11 protein-coding genes and 1 pseudogene are annotated in these 16,043 nt (G+C 45.2%); 5 read left to right on the plus strand and 7 right to left on the minus strand.

Going from position 1 to position 16,043, the window contains the following annotated elements; all coding sequences use genetic code 11:
- Nucleotides 1–57: 57 nt before the first annotated feature.
- A complete protein-coding gene (locus tag BacF7301_RS06050) occupies nt 58–699 on the plus strand; it encodes a carbohydrate-binding family 9-like protein (RefSeq protein ID WP_167961141.1) in 642 nt (213 codons plus the stop codon).
- Nucleotides 700–827: 128 nt separating this feature from the next.
- Here the strand turns inward: BacF7301_RS06050 and lpxA are convergent, their stop codons facing one another.
- The 5 genes from lpxA to lacZ form a co-directional block, all read right to left on the minus strand.
- A complete protein-coding gene (gene lpxA / locus BacF7301_RS06055) occupies nt 828–1,598 on the minus strand; it encodes an acyl-ACP--UDP-N-acetylglucosamine O-acyltransferase (RefSeq protein ID WP_167961143.1) in 771 nt (256 codons plus the stop codon).
- A gap of 18 nt (nt 1,599–1,616) precedes the next feature.
- Nucleotides 1,617–3,008 (minus strand): TolC family protein, encoded by a 1,392-nt coding sequence (locus BacF7301_RS06060; protein ID WP_167961145.1) that lies wholly within the window; start codon nt 3,006–3,008, stop codon nt 1,617–1,619.
- An 11-nt stretch (nt 3,009–3,019) separates the two neighbouring features.
- A complete protein-coding gene (locus BacF7301_RS06065; protein ID WP_167961147.1) occupies nt 3,020–6,454 on the minus strand; it encodes an efflux RND transporter permease subunit in 3,435 nt (1,144 codons plus the stop codon).
- 16 nt (nt 6,455–6,470) lie between these two features.
- A complete protein-coding gene (locus BacF7301_RS06070) occupies nt 6,471–7,646 on the minus strand; it encodes an efflux RND transporter periplasmic adaptor subunit (RefSeq protein WP_167961149.1) in 1,176 nt (391 codons plus the stop codon).
- A 183-nt stretch (nt 7,647–7,829) separates the two neighbouring features.
- Nucleotides 7,830–10,937, minus strand: coding sequence for a beta-galactosidase, LacZ type (gene lacZ, locus BacF7301_RS06075; protein WP_167961151.1), 3,108 nt, complete (start codon nt 10,935–10,937; stop codon nt 7,830–7,832).
- A gap of 285 nt (nt 10,938–11,222) precedes the next feature.
- Between lacZ and BacF7301_RS25895 the strand changes: the two genes are divergently transcribed.
- Together BacF7301_RS25895 and BacF7301_RS25900 are read left to right on the plus strand one after the other, a co-directional pair.
- Nucleotides 11,223–11,453 (plus strand): ATP-binding protein, encoded by a 231-nt coding sequence (locus BacF7301_RS25895; RefSeq protein ID WP_245208383.1) that lies wholly within the window; start codon nt 11,223–11,225, stop codon nt 11,451–11,453.
- A gap of 36 nt (nt 11,454–11,489) precedes the next feature.
- Complete coding sequence (locus BacF7301_RS25900; protein ID WP_245208385.1) at nt 11,490–11,900, plus strand: winged helix-turn-helix transcriptional regulator; 411 nt, start codon at nt 11,490–11,492, stop codon at nt 11,898–11,900.
- Nucleotides 11,901–12,023: 123 nt separating this feature from the next.
- Here the strand turns inward: BacF7301_RS25900 and BacF7301_RS26095 are convergent.
- Nucleotides 12,024–12,113, minus strand: a pseudogene (locus BacF7301_RS26095) (HU family DNA-binding protein); the annotation flags it as partial.
- Between the two features lie 560 nt (nt 12,114–12,673).
- Here BacF7301_RS26095 and BacF7301_RS06090 point away from each other — a divergent pair.
- A complete protein-coding gene (locus tag BacF7301_RS06090; RefSeq protein ID WP_167961153.1) occupies nt 12,674–14,584 on the plus strand; it encodes an Ig-like domain-containing protein in 1,911 nt (636 codons plus the stop codon).
- On the plus strand, nt 14,535–15,404 hold the full coding sequence (locus BacF7301_RS06095) for a DUF3108 domain-containing protein (RefSeq protein ID WP_167961155.1): 870 nt from the start codon (nt 14,535–14,537) through the stop codon (nt 15,402–15,404). The genes BacF7301_RS06090 and BacF7301_RS06095 overlap by 50 nt, the downstream gene beginning before the upstream one ends.
- A 116-nt stretch (nt 15,405–15,520) precedes the next feature.
- On the opposite strand, the gene BacF7301_RS06100 is transcribed toward BacF7301_RS06095, so the two are convergent.
- Complete coding sequence (locus tag BacF7301_RS06100; protein ID WP_167967124.1) at nt 15,521–15,931, minus strand: PaaI family thioesterase; 411 nt, start codon at nt 15,929–15,931, stop codon at nt 15,521–15,523.
- Nucleotides 15,932–16,043: the final 112 nt, after the last annotated feature.

Below are 16,043 nucleotides of genomic sequence, written 5' to 3' on the forward strand. Positions count from 1 at the left end.
TCTATGAACCTTATTAGAAGAAAGTAACTATATTTGTATCATTCAAACGAAAGAAATATGAAAGTAAAGAAAATTAGTGCGGCTAACGTGGAAGCTTGCTCGCTTCCTAAATTGTTCGATGAAGAAAAAATAGATTTTCAGCCTATTCAGTGTGTCAACTGGGCTGGATATCCTTACAAACCCAAAGTAAATTTTCGCATTGCTCACACGCAGGACTCTATTTTATTACATTTTAAAGTGAAAGAAGAGAGCGTACGTGCCCGATATGGCGAAGATAACGGTTCTGTGTGGACAGACTCCTGTGTGGAGTTCTTTTCTGTACCGGCCGGCGACGGAATCTATTATAATATAGAGTGCAACTGCATCGGAACGATTCTGATTGGTGCCGGACCTGCTCGCAATGGTCGTGAGCACGCTCCGAAAGACGTGACAGCTCTTGTGCAACGCTGGTCAAGCCTGGGTAATGTGCCTTTTGAGGAACGCGTTGAAGAGACAAATTGGGAAGTCGCCCTGATTATCCCGTATGCTGTATTCTTTAAGCATCAGATCGAATCACTCGATGGAAAGGAGATAAAAGCTAATTTCTACAAATGTGGTGATGAGTTGAAGACTCCTCATTTCCTTTCGTGGAATCCGATAGAGATTGAGCAGCCGGACTTTCACCGTCCCGACTTTTTCGGTACACTGGAATTTGAATAGTCATAAGACTTCGGGCTGGAATATAAATAATCCTCCGGACATAAACGATAACGCGTCATCCATCTGCAAAAAAGAAGGGTGACGTTTTTCTTTAACATCACCCTTACTCTTATAGAAAGTAACTTTGTTTATTTCACGATACCTCTTTCCGAGCCCTTCACGAAGTTTACGATTGTTTCGATTTCTTCGCTCATCGGCACCTGGTCGATAATCTTCTGTACAGCATCCTGAACGCTGAAGTTACCTTGATAAATCAAACGGTAAGCATTGGCGATGTGGCGTAGGATTCTTTCCGACGTGTTGCGATGTTGTGACAGGACTACGGCGTTCACTCCGTGATATGCTACCGGATTGCCGGACATGATAACATACGGCGGTACATCCTTGGATATACGGCATCCGCTTTGTACAAGCGTCCAACTGCCGATGTGGCAATATTGATGCAGGGTGACATTGCCGCTCAGGATAACGCAATCGTCCAACGTACATTCTCCTGCGATGGTACTGCCGATGCCTACCACACAGTTGTTGCTGATTTGCACGTCATGGCAAAGATGCACTTTATCCATCAGGTAGTTTCCGTTTCCGATTTTAGTAGCGTTTCCGGCAAAGGTAGCGCGGCTGATAACTACATTTTCACGAATATCATTGTTGTCACCGATAATCAGGCTGCTCTCTTCTCCCGTATAGTGGAAATCTTGCGGTTCCGCTCCCAAGACAGCATTCTGATGTATCTTGTTTCCTTTTCCCATTTTCGTACCTTGCAGGATACTGGCATAAGACATGATGACACAGTCATCTCCGATTTCCACATTCTTTTCGATGTAGGCAAACGGCAGGACAGTTACATTCTTGCCTAATTTTGCTTCGGGGTCTACGTAAGCTAACGGACTAATCATAATAGTATATGTTTAAAGTTATTCTTCTCTTCCACCACCCAGAGCCTGGTAAAGGCTTACTACGGCCTGCATCTGGTCAAAGCAATCGGAAACCTGAGAAATCTGTGCGCTCAGGTAAGACTGTTGTGCAGACAGTACTTCCAAGTAGGTTGAAGTCCCTAAGTTAAACAATTCTTTTGTATCTTCCGAAGCTTTTTTGGCAGATTCTACCTGCATTTGGCGGGATTGTACCTTTTCACTGTTTTTTTGGTATAAACTTAGCGCATTGCTGACCTCACTTCCGGCATTCAACAGTGTTTGTTGGAAGGCAAGTTTGGCCTGCTCTTCCTGTGCTTTCGCCATTTTCAGCTTCGCGATGTTGGCACCGTGATAGAAAAGCGGTTGGGTCAGCGAGCCGATGGCAGTCGCTAAGAACTTGCCTGGGTTAATGATGGCAGACCCTGCGCTGTTTGTCCAGCCGGCAGAACCGCTCAGCGTAATCTGCGGATAGAAAGCGGAACGTGCAGAGTTCGTGTTATAATAAGAAGAAGCCAATGACATTTCAGCAGCCTTCACGTCCGGACGATTGGATAATAATTGCAAAGGTACTCCGACAGAAAATTCTGATGGAAGGATTTGCTTTTCAATCACACCGCGCTTGATGCTCTGAGGAGCTTGGCCGAGAAGCGTAGACAGTGAGTTCTCTACTTCGCGGATGCTTTGTTCAATATCCGGAATGGAAGCCATCACCTGTGCGTAGGCAGCCTTGCTCTGTTCGACGCCTGCCGAATTAATGTTATACATGGCAGCATCTTTCATCGCTTCCATCGTTTCAGCGTTACGTTTTAATACGTCGGCTGTCTCTTTGGTAATTTCCAGTTGGCGGTCGAGCATTAATAACGTATAGTACATATTAGCTACGTTGGCTATAATCTGTGTCTGTACTGCTTGTTTGTAGGCTTTGGCTTGCTTGACGGCAACCTCTGCACCTCGTTTGGCATTCAACAAGCCACCGAACAGGCTGATTTCCCAACTGGCTGTCACCGGAAGTGAATAGGTCTTGCTGGCCTTGCTGTGGTCAAAACTGCTGATAGTACCTTGCGGAGACAGAGCCAACGCAGGGACATAAGCCAGTTTGGCTGCCAGTAACGGAGCCTGTGCTGCTTTGATAGACAGTATCGCACTTTGCAGGTCAGTGTTTTGTTTCAGTCCCGTTTCGATGAGAGACTGTAACTGCGGGTCGGTGAAGACTTCTCTCCACGGCAGATTACCGAAGTTGGCAGTATCCGACACCAGTGTATCATTCTCCGCTACCGGATCACGATACAGTCCGGAAGTGGTAATATCTTCGGGTCTGTCATATGACTTATAGATGTGGCAACTGCTCAGGAGAGCAGTTGCGCACAACATATATAGAATCTGTTTCTTCATATCGAATTTCATTATTTAGCGTATTGTTCAATCTCAGTTACGGCATCCGTATTGTCAATATCTTCCCATTCCATCGGTTTCACCTTCTCTTGCAAGTACTGGAAGATTACGAACAGCGCAGGAACGATGAAAATCTGACAAATCATACCGATTAACATACCACCGATAGAAGCTGTACCCAACGTGCGGTTACCATGAGCACCTACACCGAAGGCAAACATCAACGGAAGCAGTCCGACTACCATCGCCAAAGATGTCATCAGGATAGGACGGAGACGGGCACCGGCACCCAGTACGGCTGCCCATGTAATGCTCATACCCATCTTACGACGCTCGAGGGCGAACTCTACAATCAGGATGGCGTTCTTTGCCAACAGACCCATCAACATGATTAACGCAATCTGCATGTAGATATTGTTGGACATCGTGCCGAGAATCATCTTCAACATCGAGATATTACCGATGGCACTTACTCCGTTCACGAACAGGAAGCTGCCCAGCAGACCGAACGGAACGGACAGCAATACCGCCAACGGAAGTATGTAACTTTCATACTGTGCACTCAGCAACAGGTAAACGAATACGAAACAGAGGATGAAAATCAATCCGGTAGCGCTTCCGCTGCTTTGTGCCTCTTCACGTGCCATACCTCCCAGTTCGTAGGTATAACCTGCCGGAAGATTCTGGCCGGCTACTTCCGCCAACGCAGTCAATGCCTGTCCGGATGTATAACCACTGGCAGGAGCTACCATCACTTTCATGGAAGTGTAAAGGTTGAAACGGCTGATGATATCCGGCCCATATACCTTGTCAATAGCGATAAATTGGGAGATAGGAGCCATCTCACCGGCGCTGTTGCGCACCTTGATATTTTTCAGGGATTCCATATTCTTACGTGATAACGGGTCTGCCTGAATCATTACACGGTACATCTTACCGAAACGGTTGAAGTTGGATGCATACAGACCACCGTAATATCCCTGCATGGTAGTAAGGATGTCACTCGGGCTGATGCCTGCTTTCTTACAAGCCGCCGCGTCAATGTCAATCATGTATTGCGGGAAGTTCGGGTTGAACGTTGTCTTTGCCGAGTTGATTTCAGGACGGGCTTCCAGTGCAGCCGTATAGTCGTTGACTACGTCGAAGAACTTGTTCAGGTCGCCACCCGTCTTATCCTGCATGTTCACCTCGATATCCGTAGATGCCGAATAACCCGGAATCATCGGCGGAGCAAAGAACAATACCTGTGCTTCCTTGATGATTTTTTGTGCACGCATATATAAGGAACCTACTACAACATCGGAGTTCTGTATCATCGAACGTTCGTCCCAGTCTTTCAGCTTGATGATGAAAGAACCGTAGGACGGTCCCTGTCCACCGATGAAACTGAAACCGGAAATCAATGTGCGTGAAGCCACGGCAGGGTCAGCGGCAATCAGGCTGTCTACACGTGCGAGAATCTCTTCCGAGTGGTCTTGTGATGTACCCGGCGGCAAAGTTACGGCTCCCATCAGCGTACCGGTATCTTCATTCGGCACCATACCTGTCGGAGTGGTGTTCATGAAGAACATAAGCAATACGATGGAAGCAACGACCAGCCCCATGGACAACCACTTCTTCTGTATGAAGAACAATACACGCTTCTTATACCGTTTCAGGATAGATTCATAAGTATCGTTGAACCTGTTCTTGAATTTATTCGTGCTCATTCCGATAAGTGCCAGAATACTGAGAAGTATGAAGATGGCAGTAATTACCGGATTGATATTGAAAAGTCCGAAAATCATACCGAGAATGGCAACAAGTATGAATGTAAGCGTGATTCCCGGATGCAACATCTTTCCGATAGCTTCGGTATATCTGTTTATCATCGTTGTATGAGCAGCCTTATAAGCTGTTTTCATACGATCCTTCAGAGGCGGAACCTCTTCGGAATCTTCCCCTTCCTGCTTGTGCGGTTTCAGAAGAACGGCACACAAGGCGGGACTTAATGTCAAGGCGTTCAAGGCGGACAGACCGATAGCGATAGCCATTGTCATACCGAACTGGCGGTAGAATGTTCCTGCCGTTCCACCCATGAAACTTACCGGAACGAACACAGCCATCATGACCAATGTAATAGATACGATAGCACCACCCAACTCGTTCATCGCATCGATGGAAGCCAGACGGGCGGAAGTGTAACCTTGGTCAAGCTTGGCATGTACACCCTCGACGACTACGATGGCGTCATCGACCACAATCGCAATGGCAAGCACAAGGGCACATAACGTCAGCAAGTTCAAACTGAATCCTACCAGAGACAGGATGAAGAATGTACCGATAAGGGCTACCGGAATGGCAATAGTCGGAATCAATGTAGAACGTAAGTCCTGCAAGAAGATATATACTACGATAAATACCAGGATAAATGCCTCAATCAATGTTTTCAACACTTCATGGATAGAAGCGAACAAGAAGTCGTTGGCATTCATGGAAACGTTTATCTTCAAGCCGGAAGGCAATGTCTTGGATGCTTCATCCAGTAATGCTTGAATGTCACTGATGGTCTGTGTAGCGTTCGTTCCCGCCATCTGATAAACGATACAGGTTACAGCCTTATGCCCGTTTACACGGTTGGTAAAATTGTATCCCAGACGGTCTAACTGGATTTCAGCAATATCGTTCAGGCGGAGCACTTCACCGTCGGGCAAAGACTTGATGACGATATTCTCGAACTCTTCCGGCTGTTGCAGACGTCCTTTGTAGCGGATGGTATATTGGAAAGTCTGGTTACTGCGTTCACCGAATTGTCCCGGAGCAGCTTCTACGTTCTGTTCTGCCAATGCTGCGGATACGTCACCCGGAACCAGTTTGTATTGTGCCATTACGTCCGGACGCAGCCAGATACGCATGGAGTAGTCCTGTCCCATCACGGAGGCATCACCCACACCCGGCACACGCTGAACTTGCGGAATCAGGTTGATTTTAGCGTAGTTCTCGATAAATGCTTCCGTGTATGTATCGGTTTCGTCGTAAAGGGAGAATACCACCAGCATGGAAGTCTGGCGTTTCTGTGTTGTCACGCCGACTTTGGTTACTTCGGCAGGAAGCAATCCCTGTGCCATAGACACACGGTTCTGCACGTTGACGGCAGCCATGTCCGGGTCTGTTCCCTGTTTAAAGTAGATGGATATATCACCTGCCCCCGTATTAGACGCATTAGAGGTCATATACATCATGTTTTCCACACCGTTGATCTGTTCCTCGAGCGGAGCAATCACGGAGTTCAATACGGTTGACGCGCTGGCACCCGTATAAGTGGCCCTTACCGACACAGTAGGGGGTGCGATGTCCGGATACTGGGTGATAGGCAGTGTTGCCAATCCGATAGCACCCAGGATGACTATCAAGATAGAAATAACGGTTGATAGTACCGGACGGTTAATAAAATTATCTAATTTCATACGGTTATCTAAGTTATTAATTGAAAGCAGTAGCTAAATTTCCTTCGCGTTGGTCTTTCAAATGCTGTTGATAGTTCGCTTCTTTTTGAACTGATGTGATAGGCTGTATAGTCTGACCGTCTTTCAAAGTCTGTACGCCTTCGATAACGATTTTGTCTCCTGCGTTCAAACCGGAAGTAACGAGATATTCTTTTCCGTTATCCAGATTAAAGATGCCGATTTCCGTATATTTCACCGTATTGTCCGGTTGCAGGACGTAAACGAACTTCTTGTCTTGAATTTCTTGAGTTGCAGACTGCGGGATGCTGATAACATTATCCATCGTGTAAGGAATCAGCACGTTTGCCGTACCGCCACTGCGCAGGATGTGTTCCTTGTTCGGGAAGATAGCGCGCATGCTTACAGAACCGGTGCTCTGGTCGATAACTCCCGTGATAGCGTCTACTTTACCTTCAATGTTGTATTCGGTACCGTCAATCAACTGTAATTTAATGGCCGGTATTTTGCTGATTTCTTCTTTGATAGTGCTTCCTGACTTTGTCATGGCTAACAGTTCCTTTTCCGTCATGGAGAAATATACATATACTTCTTCAATTTCAGAAACGGTAGTCATCGGAGTAGCGATAGAAGGGCTGACCAATGCTCCCAGACGGTAAGGGATATTGTTGATAACACCGTCAGAAGGGCTCTTCACTTGTGTGAAAGAGAGGTTTTGCTGAGCGGTAGTCAACTGCGCCTGGGCTTGTGCCAGTTGTGCCTGAGACTGTGCCAATGTATTTTCAGCCATCGACAGGTCATAGTCACTGATGATGTTCTTTTTGTTCAGTTCACGTTTGTTGTCCACCGTAATCTGTTGGGTGCGTACTGCTGCTTCTGCTGTTGCAACTGCTGCTTTGGCTGTGCGTACTGCCGCTTCATATTGTGTGGGGTCAACGATGAACAGAACCTGTCCTTTACGGACACTTGCTCCTTCGTCTACGCACAGTTTGGTGATGAAGCCCGACACTTGCGGACGGATTTCTACGTCTTGTTTGCCTTTAATGGTAGCCGGATAAGCTGTCGTTAGATTTGCAGTTGACTTTTGTAACTCCTGTACTGCATATTCCGGGACTTTTCCCGTGTCATTTCCCTTATTGCCGCAACTGGACAGAAGGGCTAAGCAAAATGCAAATAAAACAATTCTACTTTTCATACTTCTCAATTTATCTGTTTTTTAAAATTATGCGTTTTGTTGCACGTGTGTCATTCTCTTGTATAGAGGGGGGATTTAAGGAAAAAAGCCGGAAACTGATTCAATAGAATTAGTTTCCGGCTGCAAAAGTACTTTATTTTCGGTATTCTTGTACTCTGATACCGTGTTTTTTAACGATGTTTTTTACTTCAGTTTATGAGATACAGGCGACATGATGAAACTGAATTCATAATCCTGATAAGGAAGACGATACTTTTCTAATGGTATAGCTCCCCAACTATTGACGCATGCCAATCCTGTCTGTACCTTGTCAATGCAGAAGTTTGTAAAGTTTGCTTTTTCAACTTCCGGTGAGTGGCGTTGGTCTTTGGCGTCGCCGTCATCCAATGATTCGATGGTATAGTTCAGAGCAGAAGCGGAGAACGGAGCTTCAGAAACGAACTGCAAGCCGTTGCCACCGATGTTCAGCAGTCTCCACCAGCGAATATCAGTCTTCGTTCCGGTTTCCTGCGGACGGATATACGGATAGAATTGTTCTTCTACCGTCTGGCGGTATTTGCCTATCATGGCGCCGTGGTTACGGTCGGAATAGTTCTCTCCCGGACCGCGTCCGTAATATTCCACTTCGTTGAAAGCAAGAGGCATACGAAGCTGCATACCGAAGCGGAACATTTCAGAAACCTTCTTGCTCTTGTCGGCTTCCATTTTCTGAGTAACCTTCACTGCTCCCTTATTATTGATAGTATAAGTGAGGAATAACTTGCCGCCTACCGATTTCATGTCATATTCTGCACGAACCACAGCTTGGTCGTTTTCGATAGCGTGCTTCAGAGATGTAAGTTTCAATTCCGGGTTTTTCCAAACTGCATATCTGCGTTGCAAGCCTGCTCCGAAATCATTATCGGTCGGCGCGCGCCAGAAATTGGGAGTCAGTTCGCTGCCATCTTCCATCATCTGCATGCCGTTCACGTCGTAGCGGCAGAGGTAGCCGTTTTGCTTGTTGAAATCCATAGAGAAGTTTTCACCTTTGACAATCAGGTAGTAACGGTCGTTATCCAAGATGCTGGGCACGGTGATTGCAAGGTTGGTGGCCTGTACGTTTTCCAGTTTGAGTTCCGGTGCTTTGTAGTCGCGGATACTTAACTGGTCGTAAGCGACCGTAGTTCCTGCCGGCAATAATGTTTCTGCGGCTTTCAGTTTATAGCTGACGTTGAGCAGCACTTCCTTGCAAGGGCAGATATTCTTCGTGTCAATCGGAAGCTGCACTTTGACAGTTTGTTGAGGTGCTGCTTTCAGGTCGGATACAATACCGGTCTGCACCACTTCTCCGTTTGCCAGTAATTGCCATTCCATATAATATGAAGACAAGTCGCGGAAGAAGTTTTCGTTGAAGATGTTGATTTCACCTTTAGCGAGGTCGGCAGGAGTAGTCCAGATGTCCTGATAGAAATAAGCTACTTCGTAAGCATGCGGATTAGGTACGCGGTCCGGGCTGATTAAGCCGTTGTCGTTGAAGTTGTTGTCCGAACCGTCATATTTGTTGAAGTCGCCGCCGTAGCCGTAAATATCTACTCCGTCTTTGTTCTTCCAGTGGCAGGACTGGTCTACAAAGTCCCAGATAAATCCGCCTTGGTATTTCGGATACTTGCGGATGATGTCCCAGTATTCTTTGAATCCGCCTTGCGAGTTACCCATAGCGTGTGCGTATTCGCACTGAATCAACGGTTTCTGAATATCGCCTTCGCAGTATTTGATACAGTCTTCGTAGCCTAGATACATCGGGCAATAGATGTCTGTAAATTCGCTGGTGCGTGCTTGTTCGTATTGTACGGCGCGTGTTTTGTCTTCGTTCTTAATCCAGGTGTAGCATTTTTCAAAGTTCGGTCCCATGCCGGCTTCATTACCCAATGACCAGAAGATGATGGACGGGTGGTTGTAGCTGCGTTGTACATTACGTTGGTTGCGTTCCATGTGGGCTTTGGCATAACTCGGATTCTTTGCCAGTGTCTGGTCACCATATCCCATACCGTGAGATTCCACGTTGGCTTCGGCTACTACATAGAGTCCGTATTGGTCGCAAAGGTCATACCAACGGTTGTCGTCCGGGTAGTGGCAGGTACGTACGGCGTTGATATTAAGCTCTTTCATTACTTTGATGTCTTGTAGCATACGTTCGAGAGAAACTACATAGCCGCCGTCCGGGTCCATTTCGTGGCGGTCGGCTCCCTTGAAGAGTACCGGTTGGCCGTTAACGAGTATCTGTCCGCCTTTCAGTTCGATTTTGCGGAAACCAACCTTTACGGGAATTACCTCTACCGTGCTATTGCCGTTTTTCAGGGTAGCAGTCAGTGTATAAAGATTAGGTGTTTCAGCCGTCCATTTGGCAGGGTTGGAGATATTCAGTGTAGTGTTCAGCTTGCCCGAACCTTTCAGGTCGGCGGTAGCTACACTGTTGCCTTGGGCATCTGTCAGGTTTAAAGCCACTGTGCCGCTTCCTTTCAGGTCAACAGCGATATTCAGCGTAGCATCTTTATATTGACTGTCCAAATCGGGCGTTACACGAATGTCCTGAATATATTTCTTGTCGCGTGCGTAGAGATAGCAGTCGCGTCCTACACCGGAGTAGCGAAAGAAGTCCTGGTCTTCCAGGTAACTGCCGTCGCACCAGCGGAATACTTGAAAAGCAATCACATTCTTACCCGGTTTCAGATAGTTGGTCAGGTTGAATTCAGCTTCCAGTTTGCTGTCTTCGCTATATCCTACATAGCGTCCGTTCACCCAAAGGTACATATTGGAAGTGACCGAACCGAAATGGGCAAAAATCTCTTTCCCTTTCCAGTCGGCAGGAACGGTGATTTCTTTTCGGTAAGAGCCTACATGGTTGTTCTCTGTCGGAACGTACGGCGGGTTGTTTTTGAACTGGCTTCTCCAGGCATATCCTACATTTACATAGATAGGATCGCCATAGCCGTTCAGTTCCCATACACCGGGAACTTGAAGGTCGTCCCAGCCTTTGTCATTGAAATTAGTCTGGTAAAAGTCGGTCGGACGCGCTTCGGCATGTCTCACCCAGTTGAATTTCCAAAGACCGTTCAGAGTCATGAAATTCGTGGAATTTTCTTTGATACCGGCCTTAGCTTCATCAGCCGATGCGTAAGCAAAGTAATTAGTGTGCATAGCAGAGCGGTTTGCGGAATTCACTTCCGGATCTTTCCACTCATTGAAGCTTTGCGCTTGAATCGCTGTCAGTCCCAATGCAGCCAAGCAGCAGGAGAGTAGTTGTTTCTTCATGGGTTTTTTGTATTAGGTTTGAATTTCGGGAGCCAAAGATAAGGATTATTTTAATGAGTGAAGGGCAAAAAATCATTCAATTAAGGCTAGTTTTTAATAAATTAAGCATGTTGTCGGTATTAATCTATGCTTATGGAAATAAAAAAGACGTGAGATGCTGTTCTGGTTGGAAGTAGAAACAGTATCTCACGTTCAATAAAGCTAGCCGTTAGCTCTCAGGTATATCAGATTTTATGCTGCGGGATCCGGAGTCTCACCGCTGTCGCCGCCATCCGGGTTCTCGATATGAATCTGCATCATGTACAAGCAGGACAATCGTTTAACAGTTTAGGGCAGCTTGAAATATCGAAGATTGCTTTGGAAGAGATTCTTCAGAATGCTCTTTGTCACCGCGAATATATAAAACAGTCTCCTATCCGTCTGCTCATTTTCGATAATCGCATCGAAATTATCAGTCCGGGGGCATTACCTGATGGTCTTACAATAGAGGATATAAAGTTGGGAAATACTGTCTAACATAACACTCTCATTGCTATTTTCTGTACTCGCACCATGCTCTACCGAGGGTTTGGTACCGGTATCATCCGTGCTCTGAAAGAAGAAACTCACATTGAATTTATCAACGATGAGGTAGGTAATCAGTTTACTACCATCATTCGTCGTGACGAAATAAGTAAGGAGAAAAGTAAGGGAGAAGTTGATGAAAGTAAGGTAAATGATGATAAAAGTAAGGTGCAGAGTCGAGAAGTAAGGGATAAAGGTAAGGGACAAATAAACAAAAGTAAGGGAGAAATAATTCGTCTGATGAGTGAGAGTCCCATGATAACAATGCCTGAAATTGCACAAACTCTATCTTTATCGCTTAGTGGCGTAGAAAAAGCTGTGCGACAACTTAGAGAAGCCGGGATTATAAAACGTGAAGGTTCTACTAAAGCCGGTAGATGGATGATTCTTTCAAAGTAAGATGGATAATTAGATTTCCATCGCTTTGGCATACACCACCTGTTTCTCAGCTCCGTAACGAATCAGGCACGGGTATTTTTTGAGATGTTCATTGATTATAGTCAGGCATTCTTCTTCACTGCGTCCTTTTGAAAACACGCGGGAATGGAGTGGTTGCTGTTCGCCTGTTTGTTGGATATCAGGTGTTTCGTAGAGGTCGTAATGTATGCTCATATTCGTTATTGAATAGTCTACTTTGCACATAACTGTATGGAAAGGAATGAAACGGATTTTCGAACAAGTGCTATACTCTATGTCTGAATGTAAATATTATTATAATAAAGGAAGTGTTAAGTACAAAACAACTGACTGAAAGTTGTCAATAAAACCCTTAAAGGTTCCAAGTGAGGGAATCAATTTCGTAAAGTCCTGTAACATAAATGATTACCCCCTTGCTTTTTTTCTTTAAAACCAACGACCCGTTTCTCACCGAGAAACAACCTGTTCGACACCGAGAAACACTTTGTTTCTCGGTGAGAAACGAATCGACTGGTAAAGTCTTAAACTTAAATAAAGGTAATTGTTCGTCTCTTTTACTTTTGAATCTTCTATCGTAGAAATATGTATGTTAAATATATTTCAAAGATAATCTTGTCATGCCTAAAATATAATAATGGGAAAAAGAAATAAAACTCTCATGAAGATTGTTTATTACTCTAAGCTACTCTTTCGTTTTTTAATAAATTAGCTAGAAAGTATGGTGTTTATTGGATAAGAACACTTATTTTTGCAGCATGTTACAATTTGAGAATCAAAAGATAAACCAAATAGTCCGCAAGGCGCTCCCGGTAGTAACGCTGGTAGCCATGTTATACTCCTGTGCCAGCATCGGGCGACCGGACGGGGGACCTTATGATGAGACTCCACCCCGCTTCATTGGCAGTACTCCTGCTGCCGGTGCAATAAATAATGAAAGGACGAAAGTTTCTTTGTTATTTGACGAGTTTATAAAGTTGGAGAAAGCGACCGAGAAAGTAGTCGTTTCCCCACCTCAAATACAGCAACCCGAAATCAAGGCTTCCGGAAAGAGAATACAAGTGAACCTGCTTGATTCTTTGAAACCGAACACTACTTATACCATTGACTTCTCGGATGCCATCGTCGATAATAATGAAGGTAATCCGTTGGGTAACTTTGCGTTTACCTTTTCTACCGGTGCCCAGATTGACACCATGGAAGTATCTGGAACGATACTTGATGCCTCTAATTTGGAACCAATCAAAGGTATCTTGGTCGGACTGCATTCCAATCTGAACGATTCGGCTTTCAACAAACTGCCCTTTGACCGTGTGGCGCGTACGGACAGTCGCGGACGTTTTTCTATTCGTGGTATAGCTCCCGGCAAATACCGTATTTACGGACTGATGGATGCCGACCAGAACTTTACTTTCAATCAGAAGAGCGAGATGATTGCTTTCCATGATTCTCTGATTATCCCCCGCATGGAAGAACGTATCCGTATGGATACTGCCTGGGTGGACTCACTGACTTATGATACGATTGTTGAGAAGAAGTATATGCATTATCTGCCGGACGATGTAATTCTCCGGGCTTTCAAGGAACTGAACTATTCGCAATATCTTATCAAGTCCGAAAGACTTGTTCCGCATAAGTTTACTTTCTATTTTGCGGGTAAGGCAGACACTTTGCCTGTACTGAAAGGATTAAACTTCGACGAAAAGGATGCTTTTATCATCGAGAAGAATCAGCGGAACGATACGATTCATTATTGGGTAAAGGATTCTTTGCTCTTCAAGCAGGATACGCTTGCCATGAGCCTGACTTATCTTTATACAGATACCTTGAACCAGCTAGTACCCCGTACGGATACGCTGAACCTGGTCTCGAAGCAGAAATATAAGAAAGACGAGCCGGAAAAGGAGAAGAAGAAAAAGAAGAAAAAGAAAGATGAAGAGGAAGAGCCGGAACCGACGAAATTCTTGCCGGTGAATGTTAGCGCGCCTTCGTCAATGGATGTATATGGATATATATCTTTGAATTTTGAAGAGCCTATTGCCAGCTTTGACAGTGCGGCCATTCATCTGCGGCAAAAGGTGGATACGCTTTGGCAGGATATACCGTTCGAGTTTGGACGGGATTCTCTGAATCAGAAGAAGTTTAATCTGTATTATGATTGGGAACCGACTTTTGAATATGAGTTTGAGGTGGACTCTACGGCTTTCCACGGTATATACGGATTGTTTACCGACAAGATAAAACAAGGATTTAAGGTACGTAGTGAGGATGAATATTTCACACTTCATTTCAACGTGACAGGAGCTGATTCTTTGGCATTCGTCGAATTGCTTGATGCGCAAGATAAGGTGGTCCGTAAGCGGAGAGTGGAGAAGGATGGAATGGTTGATTTCTACTTCCTGAATCCGGGAAAATATGCAGCCAGACTGATTAATGACACAAATGGAAACGGAGAATGGGACACGGGAGACTTTGCGAAGGGTTTGCAACCGGAAGCGGTCTTCTATTATCCGACAATATTAGAGTACAAAGCGTTGTGGGACGTGACACAACCATGGGATATTCATGCGACCCCTGTGGATAAACAGAAACCGGATGAGCTTAAAAAACAAAAACCAGATGAAGACAAGAAGAAAAAAGATAGAAATAATCAGAACAGGCGCCGTTAGCTTTCGTCGCAGCTTGATTATCGGAACCGTGGTATTACTGATGGGAATTTTCGCTCTTCCCGCCAATGCCCAATGTGAGGCGAAGAACGAGGCGTTTCAAACCGGCGAACACGTGATGTACGACTTGTACTTCAACTGGAAGTTTGTCTGGGTGAAAGCCGGACTTGCCAGTCTGACGACCAATGCGACTACTTACCACTCGGAACCTGCTTACCGGATGAACCTGCTCGCTTTGGGCAGTAAACGGGCGGATTTCTTTTTCAAGATGCGTGATACGCTGACTTGTGTGATTGGTGAAAAACTGGAGCCGCGTTATTTCCGTAAAGGTGCCGAGGAAGGAAAACGTTACACAGTAGATGAGGCTTGGTTCTCATATAAAGACGGGCTCTGCTTTGTCAACCAGAAGCGTACATACCGTGATGGAGCGTTTGATGAATCGGAAGAAAGTGACAGCCGCTGTATTTACGATATGCTGAGTATCCTGGCACAGGCACGTTCTTATGACCCTGCTGATTATAAAGTAGGAGAGAAGATCAAGTTCCCGATGGCTACGGGACGTAAGGTGGAAGAGCAGACGCTTATCTATCGCGGAAAGGAAAATGTAAAAGCCGAAAATGGGGTTACTTATCGTTGCCTGATTTTCTCATTGGTCGAATATGATAAGAAAGGAAAAGAAAAAGAAGTCATTACTTTCTTTGTGACGGATGACTTGAACCATCTTCCGGTTCGTCTGGATTTGTTCCTGAATTTTGGTTCGGCAAAGGCGTTCCTGAATGATGTTCGGGGAAATCGGCATCCGATGACTTCTATCGTAAAATAAGTAGAGAATATTAGATAATGATTTCGCGGATTACCCGGTTTTAATTAAATAAAAACCGGGTAATCCGCGAAATCATTATCTAAATATATAGCTTCACAATCTGCTTTAACTTCTCTTTATTCTTCTACCTCAAAAGGAACTTTCTGATCTTTCCTGAATACGCTGGATTCAAAAGTAGCAATCAAATCCCCATCCTGATTAGTGATGTCTACTTGATAACAACCTGTACTCCGACCGATATAACGTTCGCGTGCTTCGGCATAAAGAGTATCGCCCGGTCCGCTGGCACGTACGAAGGTGATGGTAGACGAAAGCGAGAAAGCAAGTGTGCCATGTGAGTTGGCAGCCGCAGCCAGTGCAAGGTCTGCCAACGTAAAGATGGCTCCGCCCTGTGTACGGGCTCCTGCATTCAGATGTTCGGGTTTTATTTCCAACTTGGCTTTGCTGTATCCTTTTCTAACTTCCAGCAGAACTATGCCTGCGTTTTCGGCGAATACGTCATTCTTAAAAAACTCTTGTGGGCTCATCATATTTGTATGTTTGAAAATTCTTATTATTCTTAATAAACGTGCGGCAAATATAGTTGTTTTTTGCTATACGGTCTAATAATGTGATATTATAAAATAATCAGACAAGTCT

The sequence above is a fragment of the Bacteroides faecium genome, from assembly GCF_012113595.1.
Taxonomy (GTDB): Bacteria; Bacteroidota; Bacteroidia; order Bacteroidales; family Bacteroidaceae; genus Bacteroides; species Bacteroides faecium.